The 19,180-nt window shown below is 62.9% G+C and carries 15 protein-coding genes; 5 read left to right on the top strand and 10 right to left on the bottom strand.

Annotation, left to right across the window (positions count from 1 at the left end; genetic code table 11):
- Positions 1-80 precede the first annotated feature (80 nt).
- A complete protein-coding gene (locus N7568_RS07785) occupies positions 81-1,352 on the bottom strand; it encodes an MFS transporter (RefSeq protein ID WP_261609315.1) in 1,272 nt (423 codons plus the stop codon).
- A gap of 92 nt (positions 1,353-1,444) precedes the next feature.
- On the opposite strand from N7568_RS07785, the gene N7568_RS07780 reads away from it, so the two are divergent.
- The 4 genes from N7568_RS07780 (at position 1,445) to N7568_RS07765 (ending at position 4,988) form a co-directional block, all read left to right on the top strand.
- Positions 1,445-2,221 (top strand): hypothetical protein, encoded by a 777-nt coding sequence (locus tag N7568_RS07780; RefSeq protein WP_261609314.1) that lies wholly within the window; start codon positions 1,445-1,447, stop codon positions 2,219-2,221.
- 30 nt (positions 2,222-2,251) lie between these two features.
- Positions 2,252-2,728 carry a Fur family transcriptional regulator gene (locus N7568_RS07775; protein WP_017199873.1) on the top strand — a complete coding sequence of 159 codons (477 nt, stop codon included), beginning with the start codon at positions 2,252-2,254 and terminating at the stop codon, positions 2,726-2,728.
- A gap of 14 nt (positions 2,729-2,742) precedes the next feature.
- Positions 2,743-4,224 carry a catalase gene (locus N7568_RS07770; protein ID WP_261609313.1) on the top strand — a complete coding sequence of 494 codons (1,482 nt, stop codon included), beginning with the start codon at positions 2,743-2,745 and terminating at the stop codon, positions 4,222-4,224.
- 128 nt (positions 4,225-4,352) lie between these two features.
- Positions 4,353-4,988, top strand: a complete 636-nt coding sequence (locus tag N7568_RS07765; protein ID WP_261609312.1) for a DUF2461 domain-containing protein — start codon at positions 4,353-4,355, stop codon at positions 4,986-4,988.
- Between the two features lie 83 nt (positions 4,989-5,071).
- Here the strand turns inward: N7568_RS07765 and N7568_RS07760 are convergent, their stop codons facing one another.
- The 6 genes from N7568_RS07760 to N7568_RS07735 all read right to left on the bottom strand — a co-directional run bounded on the left by N7568_RS07760 (position 5,072) and on the right by N7568_RS07735 (position 12,807).
- The gene (locus N7568_RS07760; RefSeq protein WP_261609311.1) at positions 5,072-6,619 is read right to left on the bottom strand and encodes an amino acid permease; all 1,548 of its coding nucleotides are present in this window, start codon (positions 6,617-6,619) and stop codon (positions 5,072-5,074) included.
- Between the two features lie 166 nt (positions 6,620-6,785).
- Entirely contained in the window at positions 6,786-7,202 is a 417-nt protein-coding gene (locus N7568_RS07755; RefSeq protein WP_261609310.1) for a DUF779 domain-containing protein, read from the bottom strand.
- Positions 7,202-8,212: an alcohol dehydrogenase AdhP gene (gene adhP / locus N7568_RS07750; protein ID WP_261609513.1), complete on the bottom strand. Its 1,011-nt coding sequence runs from the start codon at positions 8,210-8,212 to the stop codon at positions 7,202-7,204. Before adhP ends, N7568_RS07755 begins: the two co-directional genes overlap by 1 nt.
- A gap of 104 nt (positions 8,213-8,316) precedes the next feature.
- Positions 8,317-9,840, bottom strand: coding sequence for an acetaldehyde dehydrogenase ExaC (gene exaC / locus N7568_RS07745; RefSeq protein ID WP_261609309.1), 1,524 nt, complete (start codon positions 9,838-9,840; stop codon positions 8,317-8,319).
- Between the two features lie 96 nt (positions 9,841-9,936).
- On the bottom strand, positions 9,937-11,280 hold the full coding sequence (locus N7568_RS07740; RefSeq protein ID WP_261609308.1) for a GAF domain-containing protein: 1,344 nt from the start codon (positions 11,278-11,280) through the stop codon (positions 9,937-9,939).
- An 87-nt stretch (positions 11,281-11,367) separates the two neighbouring features.
- The gene (locus N7568_RS07735; RefSeq protein WP_261609307.1) at positions 11,368-12,807 is read right to left on the bottom strand and encodes an FAD-dependent oxidoreductase; all 1,440 of its coding nucleotides are present in this window, start codon (positions 12,805-12,807) and stop codon (positions 11,368-11,370) included.
- 117 nt (positions 12,808-12,924) lie between these two features.
- On the opposite strand from N7568_RS07735, the gene rarD reads away from it, so the two are divergent.
- A complete protein-coding gene (gene rarD, locus N7568_RS07730) occupies positions 12,925-14,025 on the top strand; it encodes an EamA family transporter RarD (RefSeq protein ID WP_261609306.1) in 1,101 nt (366 codons plus the stop codon).
- A 117-nt stretch (positions 14,026-14,142) separates the two neighbouring features.
- Here rarD and N7568_RS07725 read toward each other — a convergent pair whose 3' ends face one another.
- From N7568_RS07725 to N7568_RS07715, 3 genes are read right to left on the bottom strand one after another with little or no spacing between them, the layout of a single operon-like run.
- Positions 14,143-15,501 carry an alpha-L-fucosidase gene (locus tag N7568_RS07725; protein WP_261609512.1) on the bottom strand — a complete coding sequence of 453 codons (1,359 nt, stop codon included), beginning with the start codon at positions 15,499-15,501 and terminating at the stop codon, positions 14,143-14,145.
- Positions 15,501-17,447, bottom strand: a complete 1,947-nt coding sequence (locus N7568_RS07720) for a DUF2264 domain-containing protein (RefSeq protein WP_261609305.1) — start codon at positions 17,445-17,447, stop codon at positions 15,501-15,503. Before N7568_RS07720 ends, N7568_RS07725 begins: the two co-directional genes overlap by 1 nt.
- Positions 17,448-17,493: 46 nt before the next feature.
- A complete protein-coding gene (locus N7568_RS07715) occupies positions 17,494-19,143 on the bottom strand; it encodes an extracellular solute-binding protein (protein WP_261609304.1) in 1,650 nt (549 codons plus the stop codon).
- Positions 19,144-19,180 lie beyond the last annotated feature (37 nt).

Raw genomic sequence — 19,180 nt, 5'->3', positions numbered from 1 at the left:
GCGGGGGTTCCCTACGGGTTAACGCCGACGCCGGTCGTCGTGTTCCGTTCTCAGCCTACGTTGGGTGGCGCCCGGCCAGGTCAGGGCACCGGATGCTTCGCGTCGTAGGCAACGAACCCGGGCTGGAAGCGGGTCGCTAGCCACGCCAGGACTATGCAGAGGAGTCCGCCGATGAGCAGCACGCCGCCTTCGCTGAGGAACTGGGTGACACCGCCGGCCAGCATGTCCCCCACCCTGGGTCCGCCAGCCACCACCACGATGAACACCCCTTGCAGCCGTCCACGCAAGTGATCCGGTGTGGCCGACTGGAGGATGGTGGTGCGGAAGACGGCGCTGACAGAGTCGGAAATCCCCGCAAGGGCACAGCAGAGGGCGGCCGGGATCAACCACGGCGTGACGCCATCGCGTCCTGCGTCCCCGGCCAGCAGGACCACCAAACCAAAGCCGGCAATCGAGGCTCCCCACCCAACCACGGACCACACCACGGCGCTGCCCTGCATGCGGACCCGGCCCAGCGGTCCGGAAAAGAGACCGGCGAGGAAAGCGCCCACAGCTGTCGATGCAAGCAGTACACCCACCGTGGTTTCTCCGCCGCCGATCATGACCGCCCCGATGGCAGGCATCAAAGCCCGGGGCTGGGCGCAGATCATGGCGATGAGGTCGATGATGAAGGTCATGCGGACATTGGGTCGGGTGCCCAGGAAACGGAAGCCTTCCACCACCGACCGGAGCCCTGGCCGCACCGCATCCTTGGAGGGCGGCAACGGCGGCAGCTTGAAGAGCCCCCAGAGCGCAAACGTGAAGCTGATGACATCGATGGTGTAGGTCCAGCCGAAGCCAATGGTTGCCACGAGGACGCCCGCCAGGAGCGGTCCGGCGGTCATGGACAATCCGAAGGTCAGCATGCTCAGGGCGTTCGCTGCGGGGAGCAGGTCTTTGCGGACCAGCAACGGAATAATGGCGCTTCGGGCGGGACCGTTGATGCCCTGCGCACCACTTTGGATGGCCACCAGTGCGTAGAGGATCCAAATGTTGCCGATCTCCAGCCATGCCTGCAAGGCGAGCCCCGCGGTGGTTGCCCAGAGGACAAGGGAAGCGATGATGGCCACTTTGCGGCGGTCATAGGCGTCCGAGATGGACCCGCCGTAGAGTCCTGCGATCACCAACGGGACCAGTGCGAAGATGCCCAGGAGTCCCACGTAGAAGCTCTCCTGGGTCAGCCGGTAGACCTCCAGGCTGACAGCCACCAAGGTCAGCTGGGTGCCAATGGCAGCTACCGAAGCGCCCATCCAAAGCCGCCGAAAAGCCGGGCTCTCCTTCAAGGGGGTGATGTCTGCCAGTAGTTTTGCCACTGTCCTACCTTAACGATCGTGGCAGTTGCCTCCCGCCGCCCTCCCATCCGCCATGGATTGATTGGTAGGCTCACGCGGGGGAAGGAGTTGACATGGGCATGGAGCGACGCTTGCTGTACCGTTCGGGCTTTTGGGAGATTGCCCGGCCTCGCCATCCACTCACCGCCGGGCATGTCCTCATCAGGCTCTCGGATCCCTCCACGGACTTCGCCCACGCCTCCGCCGCCGACTGGCTTTTCTGCCATTACCTGGTCCGCGCTGCCCTTCATGACGTTTTAGGCGTCACCCGATCCGCCGTCATGTTTGCCCACCAATGGCACCCGCTGGGCACGGCAATCGGAGAACCGGTTGCTGAATCATCAACGCCCACGTTCCACCTCTTCGGGCGCTGGGATGGAGAAAGCACGACGCCGGGGAGCCAGCTTTCCCTGCCCGCACACCGTCGGGTTGGGGAGCCGGAGCACGAACTCGACGCCACCGATGACGCGCTCCGTGAGGCTTTGCGGCGAGGCCTGCCCGAAGCGCAGGCGGGATCCGGGTCCTGGCCGGGTGCCGACGTCGGCCCTGTTGCTGATGCCGGGCGGCTGGTACGTACGGTTGACGCCGGACACCGCCATACGGTGATCGAACCGGTCAGGGAAGTGGCGTCAATAAGTGACATCTTGCCAACGGAGCTGCTGGCAATGGGTGCGGCCCTGGCAGCGCTTCCCCTGTCCGGCGGACTCAGCGGATTCAGCTGCCTTGCCTTGGAACCGGGTGGCTCAGGCATCCCGTTGCGGGTCCATGCGCTGGGGCGATCGGCGGCCGAAGAAGTAAATCCCTTGGAAGAACTGATGCGTTCACCAGAAGTTAGCCTTGCCTTATTGTGAACTCCTCAAAATAAGTGTTTCAATGAATGCATGACAGATCACACAGCCGAGCAAGCAGAATGGGCCGCCGCCCTGCATGCCCACGGCCGGCGTGTGACCAAACAGCGGCTGGCAGTGCTCGCCGCAGTCCAGCACCATCCGCACTCCCCGGCAGAAGGCATCCTTGCCGCTGCCCGCAAAGAGCTTCCTGAACTGACGGCGCAGTCCGTTTACGTAGTGCTCAGCGACCTCACGGACCTGCAGATGCTGCGCCGCTTTGAGCCACCGCACTCCCCGGCGCTCTACGAAACCCGGGTGGGTGACAACCACCACCATGCCGTCTGCATCAGCTGCGGCAAGGTGGAGGACGTGGATTGCGCCGTGGGACACGCGCCGTGCCTCACTCCGCACTGGGATGAGAATTCCAAGCCCATGACCATCCAGATCGCCGATGTCCTGTACCAAGGCATCTGCCAGGACTGCCAGTCCAAACAACAGCTTCCCGTAACTTCCGTAACTCAGAAATAAGAAAAAGGAGAACAATGACTGCCATTTCAACAACTCAGTCAGGTGCCCCCGTTACGTCCGACGCGCACTCGAAGTCCGTCGGCGCTGACGGTGCCATCATCCTCACCGACCACTACCTGGTGGAGAAGCTCGCACAGTTCAACCGCGAGCGGGTCCCGGAGCGTGTAGTGCACGCCAAGGGTGGCGGCGCATTCGGTACGTTCAAGACCACCTCGGACGTCTCGGCCTACACCAAGGCAGCTTTCCTCCAGCCGGGTACCGAGACGGACATGCTGATCCGTTTCTCCTCCGTCGCTGGCGAGAACGGTTCTCCTGACACTTGGCGCGATCCCCGCGGTTTCGCCGTGAAGTTCTACACCTCCGAGGGCAACTACGACCTCGTTGGCAACAACACCCCCGTCTTCTTCATCCGCGACGGCATCAAGTTCCCGGACTTCATCCACTCCCAGAAGCGCCTCCCGGGTACCCACCTGCGTGACGCTGACATGCAGTGGGACTTCTGGACCCTCTCCCCCGAGTCCGCACACCAGGTCACCTGGCTCATGGGCGACCGTGGCCTCCCGGCTTCCTGGCGTGAAATGCAGGGCTACGGCTCGCACACCTACCAGTGGATCAACGCCGCTGGCGAGCGTTTCTGGGTCAAGTACCACTTCAAGTCCAACCAGGGCGTCAAGACCATCACCGGCGACCAGGCTGAGCAGCTGGCCGGCTCGGATGCAGATTTCTACATCCGCGACCTCCAGGAAAACATCGCCGACGGCAACTTCCCCTCTTGGGAACTGCACGTCCAGGTCATGCCTTACGAGGATGCCAAGACGTACCGCTTCAACCCGTTCGACCTCACCAAGGTGTGGCCGCACTCTGACTACCCGCTGATCCACGTGGGCACCATGGAGCTGAACAAGAACCCGGAGAACTACTTCGCGCAGATCGAGCAGGCCACCTTCGCGCCGTCGAACTTCGTACCGGGCATCGCCGCTTCCCCGGACAAGATGCTGCAGGCCCGCATCTTCTCCTACGCAGATGCACACCGTTACCGCGTTGGCACCAACCACGCACAGATCCCGGTGAACCAGCCCAAGAACCAGGTCAACAACTACAGCCAGGATGGCCAGGGTCGTTTCCTGTTCAACTCCCCCTCCACCCCGGTGTACGCACCGAACTCTGTTGGTGGCCCGGCTGCTGTTGAGCCCACTTCCCCGGCCGGTGGCTGGGAGAATGACGGCGAGCTCACCCTCTCCGCCCACACCCTCCACGCTGAGGACGACGACTTCGGCCAGGCCGGTACCCTGTACCGCGAGGTTTACGACGACGCCGCCAAGGCCCGTCTCCTGGACACCATCACCGGTGCCGTTGGCGGCGTGAAGAACGCCGACATCAAGGAACGCGCAATCCAGTACTGGACCAACGTTGACTCCGAGCTCGGCGCCAAGCTCCGCGCCAACCTTGGTGCAGGCCAGACCGAGTCCGACGCCGAAGCAGCCAACAAGCTCTAAGCGTCTTTGCTCTACTGCATTTCCTGATCACCCCGCTGCGGATCTCCGCGGCGGGGTGATCTTTTTGTTTTCCACATAGCCTCCGTTGGCTATGGCTGGGCCGGTAGTGACGTCCCTAGGATCCTTCCATGAGCACATTCGAAGGCATCCCTACTGCCGCATTCCGCTTTTACGCCGAGCTTGAAGAAAACAACAACCGTGAATGGTGGCTGGAGCATAAAAGAACGTACGACGTCGAGGTCAGGGAGCCGCTGACAGCTCTCCTTTCAGAGTTGGAGCCGCAGTTCGGGCCAGCAAAGATCTTTCGTCCCAACCGGGATGTCAGGTTCTCCCAGGACAAGTCGCCGTACAAGACTGCCCAGGGGGCCTTTGCTGCCACCCAGGAGGGCGTCGGCTACTACGTCCAGATCAGCGCGGATGGCCTGCTGATCGGCGGGGGCTACCACTCCCACACGCCGGCGCAGCTGGCGCGTTTCCGGGCTGCCGTGGATGCTCCGGACAGTGGATTGGAGCTGCAGGGGATCGTTGATTCGATCGCGACGGCCGGGTTTGCCATCGAGGGCGAGAAGCTCAAGACCGTTCCGCGGGGTTTCGACAAAGACCATCCACGCGCTGAGCTGCTCAAGCACAAGTCGTTGTCGGCAGGCGTGGAGGTTGGGCAACCGGACTGGCTTTCGACTCCCGCTGCCAAAGATGAGATCGCTGCCCGTTGGGAGGTACTGAGGCCTTTGGTGGAGTGGGTCAGCGAGCATGCTGCGCCGTAACGCGAAGGCGCCCGGAAACCGATGTTTCCGGGCGCCTTGTAGAGCAAGAGGTGGCAGCTGTCTGACAAGCTGCCGTGATTGGTTTAGACCTTCGTGTAGCTGTCTTCGTCGCCGTCGGCCCGGCGGACTTCGGGAGCACCGTTGACCGAGGCCCTGGCAGATGCGAACTTCTCGTTGAGCCGCGAGTGACGCTGTCCGTAGGAGAAGTAGATGACCATTCCGATGACCAGCCAGATCGCGAAGAAGATCCAGGTTTCAACGGCGAGGTTGGTCATGAGGTAGAGGCAGAGAACTGCGGAGACCCACGGAAGGACCTTGCCGAACGGTACGCGGAACGCAGGCTTGAGGTCCGGACGCTTCTTGCGGAGCACCAGGATGCCCAGGCTCACCATCACGAACGCGGACAGCGTGCCGATGTTGATCATTTCCTCAAGGAGATCCACGTTGGTCAGGCCGGCCACCAAGGCCACCGCTGCACCACAGATGATCTGGAGTCGCGCCGGCGTGGAACGCTTCTCGCTGGTCTTGGAAAGAGAGCGTGGCAGCAGTCCGTCGCGACTCATGGCCAGCACTACACGGGACAGGCCCATCAGCAGGACCATGATCACGGTGGTCAGGCCCACCAGGGAACCGAACGCAATGATCTTGGCAGCGTCAGTGTTGCCCACGGCCTCAAAAGCTGTGGTCAGGGTGGGGTTCTTTACCTCGGCCAACTGGGTGTACGAGACCATACCGGTCAGCGCGAGGGAGACCAGGATGTAGAGCAGAGTAACCACGGCAAGGCCACCGAAGATGCCGCGGGGAAGGGTCTTCTGCGGGTTCTTGACCTCTTCTGCGGAGGTTGCCACTACGTCGAAGCCGATGAAGGCGAAGAAGACCAGGGCTGCGCCGGCGAAGACGCCCAGCGTTCCGTACTGGGCCGGAGCGGCGCCGGTGAGGAAGCCGAAGAAGGACTGCTTCATGACGTCCGCGGCACCGGAATCGGTGGGCTCAGAGGCCGGGACGAAGGGGGTGTAGTTGGAGAACTTCACATAGCTGAAGCCAACCACAATCACGAACAGCACCACTGCGATCTTGATCAGCGTGAACACGTTGCCGACGCGGGCGGACAACTTTGTCCCCAGCACCAGCAGCACGGTGAAGATCGCCACGATGAGGAAGGCACCCCAATAGAGGTCAACGCCGCCCACCTTGATTGACGGCGGCATGTCCACGCCCATCAGGCCAAAGACCGTGCTGAGGTAGATGCCCCAGTACTTGGCGATCACCGCCGCAGCGGTGAATAGTTCGAGGATGAGGTTCCAGCCAATAATCCACGCAAGGACCTCGCCCATGGTCGCGTAGGTGAAGACGTAGGCGGAGCCGGCTACGGGAATTGCCGTGGCGAATTCTGCGTAGCACATGATGGCCAGCGCGCACGTGACGGCAGCGATGGCGAAAGAGATGGTGACGGCGGGGCCGGCAAAGTTTGCAGCAGCCTTGGCGCCTACCGAGAAGATCCCGGCGCCGACAGCAACGGCGACACCCATGATCATGAGGTCCCAGGTGCTCAGGCTGCGCTTGAGCTTGCGACCGGGTTCGTCGGCATCGGCGATCGACTGTTCAATCGATTTGGTCCTGAAAATGTTCATAAAAATGCCACATTCTGGATGGGAGTGGTATAGGACTCATCAAGAATAGTGTCCGGCCAATGGACGGCCATATTTATCCCAGATAGTGAGACGAGTCCCGTACTCCCGTGACAGGTGTGACTGGTGTGATGAAGGCACGTTGCGCCGATCACACCAGCCAATCACCCTAGATGCTGGCCACGTCCCAGTCCATGAGCGTCGATCGGATCAGGAATCGTTTACCTTCGGGAGACTCCACCGAGAACCCACTGCCGCGGCCGGGGACCACATCCACAGTGAGGTGGGTGTGCGACCAGTAATTGAACTGTTCCTTGGACATCCAGAACTCCAGAGGCTGTGCCCCGTCATCGGACCCGATGTCGAACCGGCCGAGGAGGACATCGGAGTCCCCTGTCAGGAACTCCCCCGCCGGGTAGCACATGGGTGCCGAGCCGTCGCAGCAGCCGCCCGACTGATGGAACATCAGCGGTCCGTGCTGGTCCCAGAGCTTGCGGAGAAGCTCTACGGAAACCGCGGTGAGCGCCACCCGGGAAAAGTCCTCCCCGGGCAGTGTCACCGCAGCTTCCAAGCTGGTGGAATCCATCAGAACTTCAGAACCACTCGGCCGTCGATCTTTGCGTGCTTCATCTCGTCAAAGACCGCATTGACCTCCGAGAGCTCCCGGGTAGACACCGTCGGCTTGATCTTTCCCTGCGCGTAGAACTCCAGTGCCTCTTCAAGATCCTGCCTCGTGCCCACGATCGACCCCCTGACCGTGAGACCTTTGAGCACGATCTCGAAGATGGGCGCCGGGAAGTCTCCCGGAGGCAGCCCGTTGAAGACGATCGTCCCACCGCGCCGCGCCATGCCTATCGCCTGGCCGAACGCTGAGGGGTGCACCGCCGTGACCAGGACACCGTGGCACCCGCCCGTTTCGCGCTGGATGACCTCGGCCGGGTCCTCATGCAGGGCATTCACTGTCAGTTCCGCGCCGTGCTCGCGGGCAAGGGCCAGCTTGTCATCAGCAATGTCCACCGCTGCCACGCGAAGACCCATGGCCACCGCGTACTGCACTGCGATGTGTCCCAGCCCGCCGATGCCGGAGATGGTGACCCACTGTCCCGGCCTGGCCTCCGTCATCTTCAAGCCCTTGTAGACGGTGACGCCGGCGCACAGCACAGGCGCAACTTCCACAGGGTCCGAGCCTGCAGGGATGCGTGCAGCGAAGCGGGTGTCCACCAACATGTACTCGCCGAACGAGCCGTCCACGCTGTAGCCACCGTTCTGCTGGGACTCGCACAGGGTTTCCCAGCCGGTACGGCAATACTGGCAATCACCACAAGCCGACCACAACCAGGCGTTCCCGACGAGGTCGCCCACGGCAACATCCGTGACGCCGTCTCCGAGGGCCACCACTTCACCCACCCCTTCATGGCCGGGGATGAAGGGCGGTGTCGGTTTGACCGGCCAGTCACCCTCGGCGGCGTGCAGGTCGGTATGACATACCCCCGAGGTGATGAGGCGCACCAGCGCCTGGCCGGGACCCGGCGTCGGGCGTTCCACTTCCATGATCTCGAGGTCGGTTCCAAATTTCGTGACGACTGCAGCGTGCATGGTGGTCATTGACGATCTCCTTTGATCTGTACGAATGATGGGAGTTTTTGTACAGCTGATGCCCCTAAAACCGCTCCATAAGGGCATCTGCTGTACAAAAACTCTTAGAAGAAGCCCAGCTTGTTCTCGTTGTAGCTGACCAGGAGGTTCTTGGTCTGCTGGTAGTGGTCCAGCATCATGGCGTGGTTCTCACGGCCAATGCCTGAGGACTTGTAGCCGCCGAAGGCGGCACCTGCCGGGTAGGCGTGGTAGTTGTTGACCCACACGCGACCGGCCTGGATTTCCCGGCCGGCGCGGTAGGCGACATTTCCGTTGCGCGACCAGACTCCGGCGCCCAGACCGTACAGCGTGTCGTTGGCGAGGCCGATTGCGTCGTTGTAGTCGCTGAACTTGGTCACGGACACTACCGGGCCGAAGATCTCCTCCTGGAAGATGCGCATCCGGTTGTGGCCTTCGAAAATGGTGGGCTGCACGTAGTAGCCGCCTGCCAGGTCACCGGACAGCTCGGCGCGGGCACCACCGGTGAGCACCTTGGCGCCCTCCTGCTTTCCAATGTCGATGTAGGACAGTATCTTCTCCAACTGGTCATTCGATGCCTGCGCGCCAACCTGGGTGTCGGTATCCAGGGGGTTGCCCTGGATGATCTTGTTGGTGCGGGCCACGACGTCCGTCATGAAAGAGTCATAGATGCCCTCCTGGACCAACGCACGGGACGGGCAGGTGCAGACTTCGCCTTGGTTGAAGGCAAAGAGCGTGAAGCCTTCCTGGGCTTTGTCGTAGAAGGCGTCGTTCTGGGCGGCGACGTCGTCGAAGAAGATGTTGGGGCTCTTGCCGCCAAGTTCCAACGTGACCGGGATCAGGTTGTTGGACGCGTACTGGCTGATGAGTCGCCCCGTGGTGGTCTCGCCCGTGAAGGCGATCTTCCGGATGCGGGAGCTGGATGCGAGCGGCTTGCCGGCTTCAACACCGAAACCGTTAACCACATTCACCACGCCTGCCGGCAGAAGGTCACCGATGAGTTCCATGAGGACCAGGATGGACGTCGGCGTCTGCTCAGCGGGCTTGAGCACCACGGCGTTGCCGGCGGCGAGCGCCGGTGCCAGCTTCCAGACGGCCATGAGGATGGGGAAGTTCCACGGGATGATCTGGCCAACAACCCCCAGCGGTTCCTTGAAGTGGTAGGCGGTGGTGTCCTCATCCAGCTGCGAGAGATGGCCCTCCTGGGCACGGACAGCGGAGGCGAAGTAGCGGAAGTGGTCGGCTGCCAACGGGATGTCGGCGTTCAGGGTTTCACGGACGGGCTTGCCGTTGTCCCACGTCTCTGCGACCGCGAGGAGCTCCACATTCTCGTCAATGCGATCGGCGATCTTGTTCAGGATCGCTGCACGCTCGGTGGCCGAGGTCTTGCCCCATGAGGGTGCGACCTTGTGGGCGGCGTCCAGTGCCAATTCGATGTCCTCGGAGGTACCACGGGCAACTTCGCAGAAAGCATTGCCCGTCACCGGTGTGATGTTTTCGAAGTAGGCGCCCTTGACCGGGGCAACCCACTCGCCGCCGATCCAATTCTCGTAGCGGTCCTTGAATGTGACCTTCGAACCCTCGGCACCCGGCTGTGCGTAAACAGTCATTGCTAGCTCCTTTGCTGCGAATCACGGTGGCTGTCGCCATTGATCCGAGCCTAGGAGGCAGGAGGTTGCAGCTACGTTGCAACCTTGTGATTCAGCTCACGCAGAGAGTTCCGAGTCGATCCTTTCAAGATCGGCTACGACGGCGACCCGCTTGGGTGAGCGCGGCGGCAGCTGCTTCAGGACGGCAAGGCGGAGGTCGACGTCGTACTTCGCCTCGGGCAGCTCCGCGTACTTGAGGAGCGAATCGACGCTGCCGTCAGTGAGCAGCGCCTCGCGCAGCAGGTGCGAGACCCGTTCACGCAACTGCACGACGCCGGGCGCCTCCGAACGTGGCAACAGCGCACCTTTGTAGATTTCCAAGGCGATACGGTGGGCGCCACGTTGCAAGCAGCTAAGAACCTGCCCGGAGTCGGGAAGCAACTCAACGGGGAGGCGGTAGGGCCGGGATTGGGGAACCGCTTCCGGGCTGAGTTCCTGGATCACTTTGCGGAGCCGCACCATCTCGGCCCGCAGCGTCACTGAGGATCCGTCCCCGGGGTACAGCTGCGTACACAGGTCCTCAGCACTGAGACCGTCAGGGTGGCTGCCGAGGATGGCCAGGATTTCGCTGTGCCGCGCGGACAAGGACACGGTCCGGCCGTCGATGCTGAGGAGGGCTTGGTCACGGCCCAACAGCTGCAAGCTGTTGCGGTACAGCGCGTGGGTGGAGGTGGCAGCCGTGCTCCGGCGTCGTGGTTTCTCACGGACGGCGGCAGCGAGCTGAAGTCTCTCGATACGCAGTTGTGCCTGCGCAGCAGCAACCGTTGCCTCCACCAGGGAAAGCGTGTGCGCGGCCACGGCTGTTTCGGTGCCGGTGATGTCCACGACGCCCAGCACCGCCCCGGAGTCGGGGTCATGGAAGGGAACCGCCGTGCAACTCCACGGGTGGACGGAGCGTTTGAAGTGCTCGGCGCCGGAGATCTGGATGCTGCGGTCAAGGGCCAGTGCAGTGCCGGGTGCGCTGGTACCCACGGAGGCTTCGGACCAGTCCGCTCCGGCAACAAACATCATGCCTTCAGCGCGGCGCTGCATCACAGGATCGCCGTCAACCCACAGGAGGCGGCCGACGTCGTCGCCCACCGCCACCAACAGGCCGCTGTCATGGCTGGGTTGGACCAGCAGCTTCTTGATCACGGGCATGATGGTGGCCAGCGGATGCTGCCTGCGGTACTCCTCCAGTTCGTCCTGGTCCATCGCGAGGGGCGCCTCGGCGACGTCGGGGTTGGCCTGCAGGCTGGCGGAGCGTTGCCAGGATTCACGCACCAAGCGGCGGAGGCCGACGATATCCTCGGGCGCGCCCAGACGCAGGGAGTCCAGGCGTTCGTGGCCAACCAAGGCATGCTTCTGGACCAACTCCGCGGCATCGCTGCCTGGAACCGGCGGATGAATGGGTTTCCTCATCGAACTCCCTGGTAGTCCGCAATGACCGTGCGCTGCGTGTAGTGGGCGGCACAGTACCGTGAAGTCTAGTTCGGGTGGAGGAGATTGTCAGCCGCGGGAGATCTGGATCATTTCCTCACGCGGAACAACCTTGATGCGCTCACGGACCATTCCGTTTCCGTTTTCTTCGCCCGCGGACCACGCAGCACCCAGGGCGGCCTCGTGCTCATCAAGGCGGTTCCAGCCCTCCCAGGTGGTGTATTCGATCCCGCGTTCCTCCAGGAGATCGATGATGGCTTGCGGATCCGGGTTCTCGGCCGGGGGCAGATTGAGCCTGTCCTCGAGGAGGAAGCCGATGGTCTCCAGCGCATCGCCCTTCGTGTGGCCGATCAAGCCGACCGGTCCGCGCTTGATCCAGCCCGTTGCGTAGATTCCCGGTACGGGCTTGCCGTCGGCGTCCAGGACGCGACCGCCGTCGTTCGGTATGACGCCGCGGCGGGCGTCGTACTCAAGTTCCTCCAGCGGGGAACCGTGGTAGCCGATGGCGCGATAGACGGACTGGACCGGGTATTCGATGAACTCGCCGGTGCCTTTGGCATTGCCTGTTCCGTCCAACTGCATGCGCTCGAACTTGATCCCCGAGACCTTTCCCGGTGTCTCCGCTGAGTCCAGAATTTCCACCGGACTGTGCAGGAAGTGCAGGTGCAGGCGGCGTGAGGAGGGCTGCTCGGATTCCGCATGCTCCTCCACCAGCCAGTTGGTCATGGTGTTGACCATGGTCTTGATCTGGTTGTTTGTCTTGATGGCTTCATCGGATGCTTCGTCGAACTCGAAGTCCTCCGGGTACAGCACGATGTCCACGTCCTTGCAGTGGGACAGTTCGCGAAGCTCCAACGGGGTGAACTTCACCTGGGCGGGACCGCGTCGGCCGAAGACGTGGACGTCGGTGACCGGGGACTTCTTGAGCCCTGCGTAGACGTTGTCCGGGATCTCGGTGACCAGGAGTTCCTCGGGGTGCTTGACCAGCATCCGGGCGACATCCAGGGCCACGTTGCCATTGCCAATGACCGCTATCTCCTTGGCATCCAAGGGCCAGTCACGGGGTACGTCGGGGTGTCCGTCGTACCAGGACACGAAGTCTGCACCGCCGAACGAACCGTCCAGATCCACTCCCGGGATCTTCAGGTCAGCGTCTTTGATGGCACCGGTGGAGAAGATCACGGCGTCGTAGAAGGCACGGAAATCGTGGAGCGTCAGGTCCCGGCCGTAGGTCACGTTGCCGAGGAAGCGGATGTCCCCGCGGTCCAGTACCTTGTGCAAAGCGTTGACGATGCCCTTGATGCGGGGGTGATCGGGTGCCACGCCGTAACGAATCAGGCCGTACGGCGCCGGATGTGCCTCGAAGAGATCAATGCTGACCTCCACCTCGCCGTCCTTGACCTCGTTCGATTTGGTCAGGATATCCGCGGCGTAAACGCCTGCGGGCCCTGCGCCAACGATCGCAACGCGAAGTGGACGTTTGGGGGTGGTTGCGGCTGAGTTGGACACCGTTAGCCCTTCCGAAGCAGTGAGCCACGCCGTTGTTGGGGCGCGCAGATTCCAATTCTAGATGTCCACCCTGCGCCCGGCCGCTTATATGGCAGGAGTCACAGAAAATCATAAAGATTGCGGAATATTGCGCTGGTGGATGGTGTTGCCGACAATGTGTCGACACCGGATCAGATAGCTGCCAACTCCTCCTTTACTACCAAGCCAACGACGACGGCAGTCGCGGGCGGTGGAGGTACCGGCGGTGGAGGTACCGGCGGTGGGGCCCGCCAGCCAGGTGGCAAGCCGGTGAGGAGCGAGTCGACGGCGGGAATCCTGTTCGGCATCGGCGCTTATGGCCTGTGGGGCCTGCTTCCGCTGTACTTCTTTGTCCTGATGCCGGCCACTGCGATCGAGATCGTGGCCAACCGGATCGTGTGGTCCTTGCTCTTCTGTGCGCTGCTGATCACCATCACCCGGGCCTGGAAGACGTTCTGGGCTGCGGTGAAAGATCGTTCCGTGTTCGGTCCCCTCGCCCTGGCAGCGGGCTTGATCGCCATCAACTGGCTCACCTACACGTTCGGCGTCACCACCGGCCACGCGGTGGAAACCTCCTTGGGCTACTTCATCAACCCCCTGGTATCTGTCCTCCTGGGTGTTTTCGTGCTCAAGGAAAAGTTGCGCCCCTTGCAGTGGGCAGCAGTGGGAATTGGTTTCGTCGCGGTTGGCGTCCTGACCTTCTCCTATGGGCAGCTTCCCTGGATCGCGCTGATCCTGGCTTTCAGCTTCGGCCTGTACGGCTTCGTGAAGAAGCGCGTCGGTCCCAGGGTTGATGCCCTCACCAGCCTCAGTGTCGAGACCGTGGTGTTGGCCCCGCTCGCTGCCATCACCATGGTGGTCCTTGGTGTGACAGGGGCCCAGACCCTCACCACTCTGGGAGCTGGCCACTTCTGGCTCCTGGTGGCATCCGGCGTGATCACCGCCGTGCCCCTGCTGTTCTTCGGTGCCTCAGCCCGCCGCTTGCCCATGACCACCATCGGCCTGCTCCAATACTTCGCCCCGGTCCTTCAGTTCATCGTGGCCCTGACGGTGTTCCACGAGACTATGACCACGGCCCGCTGGATAGGGTTCTGCGTGGTGTGGCTGGCGCTGGTCTTGCTGACCATCGACATGCTCAGGACCACCCGGAAGAACTCGGTGTTGAAGAAGAAGGCCCGGTTGGCAGCTGCCGGGGCCTGACTCGGGCCGCCGAAGTCGCCGGAGTTGCCGGAGTTGCGCGAGGTCGCCGGAAGCGTGCCAGATCGCCGGAGCTATCGGGCGACCTCGCAGCGTTCCAGCGACCTCCAACCCAGCCAGCTAGTCCACCACGTCAGGGTTTGGCTCCGTCTCAGGCGGTGCCCCTGTGATGGCACCGGTTTCCACGGCGAAAACAAGCGGTCCCACGTTTGAGGCAGCCCCCAATTCCACCTCGAACTCGGAGTTGGCCAGCCTCTTGAACGGATGCACACCGGAGCCCAGCAACCGCACGCCCGTGAGTTCCAAGCCTGCGGGCAAATCCAACCGGACCCGCCCCGATACCGGCGCCCGGGTCACTACGGCGTAGACGTCGCCCGTGGCAGAACGGGTAAAGTACCCCCACCCCGGATAGTCCCAGCCCTCAGCGAATCCGCACCCGTAGATTGCCTCCCCGTTGACGGCGAGCCACTCCCCCACACTGCGGGCAATTTCCACCTCGGCGGGTGCCATGGACCCGTCTCCACGGGGTCCGAAGTTCAGCAGGAAGTTGCCGCCCAAGGACGTGCAGTGGGCGATCATGTCCACCAGATCCCAAGGGTGCTTAAGTGTCGATTGCGCCCACGGCCCTTGATGGTGTCCCCAGCTTGCCTGCGGGATGGTCATGCACGCTTCCCAGTCGCGGGCTGCCACGCCGCGGTCCCACGGTTCCGGCAGCCTGCGTTCGTAGCCGCTTTCATAGTCGCCCATGAGCAATCCATTCGAGTCCACATGCCGTGACCCAAGGTCGTCCGCCCGTAAACGGCTGTTGACCACCACGCCAGGAAGACGTTCCTTCAGCATGCGTTCGACTTCCCAGGTCCACCACCCGTTGGCCTTCACCGATTCGTCCCAGGTGCCGTCGAACCAGAAGCCCTTCACACTCGGATAACGTTCGGCCAGTTCTTCCAACTGTTTCATCGCAAAGTCGAGGTAGCGCGCGAAGGCCAGGTTGTCGGCGTCGTTCTCCAGCGTGAAGCGCCAGTCCGGGTGCCGCCAGTCAAGCACCGAGTAGTAGAAGTTGACGTCTATCCCCCGGGCCTCATACGCCTGCACCAGCTCGCCCAGGACATCCCGTCCCGATGGAGTGTTACCCATGTGGAAGTCCGTGTGGGCGCTGGGCCACAGGCAGAAGCCGTCATGATGTTTGGTGGTGATGGTCATGTAGCGGGCACCCAGCGCCACCGCCGTGTCGGCCCACCGCTCGGCGTTGAAATCCGCCAGCGTGAAATCGTTGGCGAGCGCCTCCCACCGTTGCCGGGGAATCTTTGCGACACGAGGCAGGAACTCAGCCGCGAATTCGACGTCCTTCCCTTCCCATCGGCCGGCCGGCAACGCGTAAAGGCCCCAGTGGATAAACTGCCCCACCCGATGGCCGCGGAACCGCTGCATTGCTGCATCCTCGCGGGGTTCTTCGCGGGACGCACCGTACTTGAGGTCCATCACTTTCCCACCTGCCCGTCCCACGGCACAAACGTCCGCAGGTCAAAAGTCTGCGAATTGCCGCTCGCCCACGTGACTGACACTTCCGTACCGGAAACCACGACGGCGGCAGACGCCTTGAGCGCTTCGGGGGCCGGAGCCTCGTCCCGGGTCAGGGTGTGGAGGGCGATGTGGACCGTCTCCTCGGCGCTGCGCTTCGCGCTGAGGCTCGGGACAGCTGAGTGCTCGCCCATGGCGTTGGCTCCCATATAGCGTGTGCTGTCCGGCTCCTGCCACCCGTGGAGAGCTGTGACTGCCGCGAACACGTCGCCGTTGCTGACCCATGCCGTGTCTTCGGACCGGCCCGCTTGCACGGGTTGGGCTCCGGCGACGGCATGACCGCCTTCGCGGACGGAATACTCCACCGGTCCACGGACCAAGTGGCAGCGAAGCTCATGGATCCCGTCCACTGCAGAGACGGTGGTCACGGCGGTGCCTGACAGGGCTTTCCCGTACAGCTGCGGAATGTGGACGGATCCGCTGACAGGTCCCTCCGTGCGTGTGGCACGAAGGGCACACCGCCGGCTTGCCACGCCGTCGGACCCCAACAACGCAAGGTGACCATCCACGTTGTCCTCCCATGCAGCTCCCGTGCCCGGGGCCGTATGCGTGGAATAGGAGAACTTGGCGTAGTGCGGATCGTCAGGGTCCGTGCCGCCTCCAACTGGCAGGCCACAGTGATCGCTTCCGTGGTTGGTGAGCCGGACCAAGCTGCCGTGGGTGTTCAACGTCCAGCCGGCATCGGGCAAGGACCGCAGCTGGGCCGGACCGTCCGTGGGCTGCGGCTCTTCCACGTCCTGCCACACCCGGTGCTCCGGCGGGAGGGCCAATCCCAGGAAGCCAATCCCCGCCAAGTACGGGGAACCGAAACCGCTGTATGCCTGGCAGGATCCCAGGTGTTCGTCGTACCAACCAAGGTTCGGCGGCCCGTCAACGCCAACACCCTTCGCGGTGAAGTTCGCCAGCACCCCGGACGCCAAACGTCGGGTTGCGCCCGGGGTCAGCGGGTTCACGCCCGAGATTTCCGCACACCACAGGGCAGCAAGGACTGCCGTTCGGTAGGCCAGGGAACGCCCAAAGTGCAGCACCGCGCCATCACTGGCGAACATAAGACTCTGTGTTCCCACAAATTCGCGCAACCGGTCCAGATGACGGCGGCCCTCAGGAGTGTCCTCCCGGCCGGTCATCTTGTACCAAGCCCACAGATACGGGTGAATGGCCCACGCGTTGTAGTAGTCGATCGCGTGCTCCGGCCCATCCGTGTACCAGCCATCGCCCAGGTACCAGGACTCCACCCGCGCCACGTTCCGCGCACCGGTGCAGCCCGACACGTCCTCGCCCACAGAACGCAGGAAACCCTCAGCCATGGCGGGGAACAACTGCCAGTTGTTGCCCCACACCTCAAGCCGGGCATGGTGCCGCAACCAATCCGCAACCTGCTTCTTCTCCCCCGCCGACAAGGGTTCCCACAGCCACTCGCGGCCTACGAACAAGGAGAAGGCAATGTTCGCTGCCTCCACGATCGAGTTGGTCACTCCCAACAAAGGAGACTTGCAGGTGACCCCCAACGGCCATCGTTCCGCGCCTTCAGGGTCGGTTCCAGCCAGCAGCGCCTCCCGGTACCACGCCGCCAGCCCCAGTTTGTCCTGGCCGCGGGCTCCCGCAATCCGCGGCGCCGCCATCAGCAGACTCCGGCCGATGGTCTCCATGCCTTCCCGGCGCTCGCCGTCGCGCGTCACCGGGCCGGGCAGGCGCGGACTGGCTTTGAGCGGGCTGGAGTAGTTACGGATGTGTTCAAGCCAGTGGTCAGCCGTGGCCTCCCAGTGGCTGCGGGTCCAGCCCGTGGACGGGGACTGGGCTTTGTTGGTTTCGGGTAGCCACGGCAAGTTGGGCAGGGACTGTGTCACGGTGTTGGGTCCTTGGGTTCAGGCAAACTGGGGTTGTGCGGACTGGCTACTTGGCCAGGGCTGATTCGTATTCGCCGCGGATGGTGTCGCCGCCGTTCTTCTTCCAGTCCGCCACGGCACTCTTGAGTGCGTCCATGGTGCCACGGCCCGCAATGACTGCAGTGGCGGCGTCGGATACGGGCTGGCCCAGTTTGGCGCCCTTGCTGGCGTTCGTCGGGCTGAACAGCGTGCCGCAGGGATCTTCAACACCCAGCGGAATGAGCTTGGAATACGCGTTGTGCATGACGTCCACAATGTCCTTGTTGCTGGGGTCGTAGACAACCTGCTGCGGCGCGGCGAGATACTTCCACGGCACGGCGTTGTCCAGCAAGGCGCGCTCGGTGACCACGGGATTGCCGTTGGAATCCAGGGTGTAGTCCGCTCCTTCTGCTCCGTAGTTGAGCAGCAGGTACTCTTCGCTGCCGAACGGGGCCGCCAGGAAGTTTGCAACCGCCAGAACTTCCTTGAGCTTGGATTCGTCGGCCTTCTTCAGCATGACAGTGGCGAAGGTGATGTTATCCAGCCAGGTCTGTGCCTTGCCACCGTCGTGGCCCACGGGGATGAATGGCACGGCTTTGTTGGCCTTGTTGGCGGCGGGGATGCTGCGGCCGTAGCCGGTGGGGCCAATGTAGGCGGGGAGTCCGTCGTAGATCATGGCCACCTTGCCGGAGATGAAGGAGTTCACCATCTGCGATTTGGTCCACCCCTCGGAACCCGGCACGTACAGGCCGTCCTTGTAGAGCTTGGCCGCGAACTCGATGGCGGCCAGGTATTCGTCCGTCTCGAACGCCCTGGTGAGTTTGCCGCCGTCGTTCTTCCAGACGTTCGGCGTGCGGAACATGTGGTGGAGCATCGTGAGCCCGAACTTGGTGCTGCCCAAAGCCCACTGGTTCCTGGACGGATTGGTGAGCTCCTTGGCCACCCGGTAGAAATCGTCTTTGTCCTTGATGTCCTCAGTGAACTTGACGCCAACGTTTTCCAGCAGGGTCTGGTTCACGAAGCCGGAGCCACCGGTGAGGTTGCGCGGGATGGGCAACGAGTAGAGCTTGCCGGCCTGGACTGTTTGCTTCCAGAACACCTCCGGGATGGCCGCCAGGTTGGGGTAATCCTTGATCTTGTCGCCGCCCAGCAACGGCGTCAGGTCCGCGCACTTGGCCTGGAGAAACTCCACGATGTTGGGCACCGCGGCGCCGTCGTTGAGCATGAGGTCGGGCAGCTCGCCGCCGGCAATGATCGTGTTGAACTTCGTGGCGTAGTCATCCGAGGAAACCGAGGTGATCTCCACCTGGCCGCCCAGGCGTGCTTCGATGGCCTGCCAAGCAGGGTTGTCCGCCCGCGCATTGGGCGCCGTGCCGAAAAGGTTGGTGATGGCAGTAATTTTGCTGCCCTTGAGTGGCGCGGTTTCTACGCTGCGGAACGGTGCGGGGTACTTATAGAACGCCGCCGGGACGCCCTCTGCCGTGCCGGCAATATCTGCAGCTGCCGCCTTGAGGGGCATGTGCGTGGGCAGCAACGCCTCGCTCGCGTTCGAGGCAACGCTGGTGGTTCGCTGGCCACAGCCAACCAAGGCACCGCCACTGAACAACGCCAGGGCACCGATGCCCGTAACGGAAAGGAAGTTCCGGCGGCTGGGGCCGGAAGTCGGGACTGAATGCATGGGATTCCCTTTCTAAAAAAATGGGTAGTTGAGTCGA

Origin of the sequence: Paenarthrobacter aurescens (genome assembly GCF_025421775.1) — a bacterium.
Lineage (GTDB): Bacteria > Actinomycetota > Actinomycetes > Actinomycetales > Micrococcaceae > Arthrobacter > Arthrobacter aurescens_B.
This window is presented reverse-complemented; position numbering and strand designations above follow the sequence as displayed.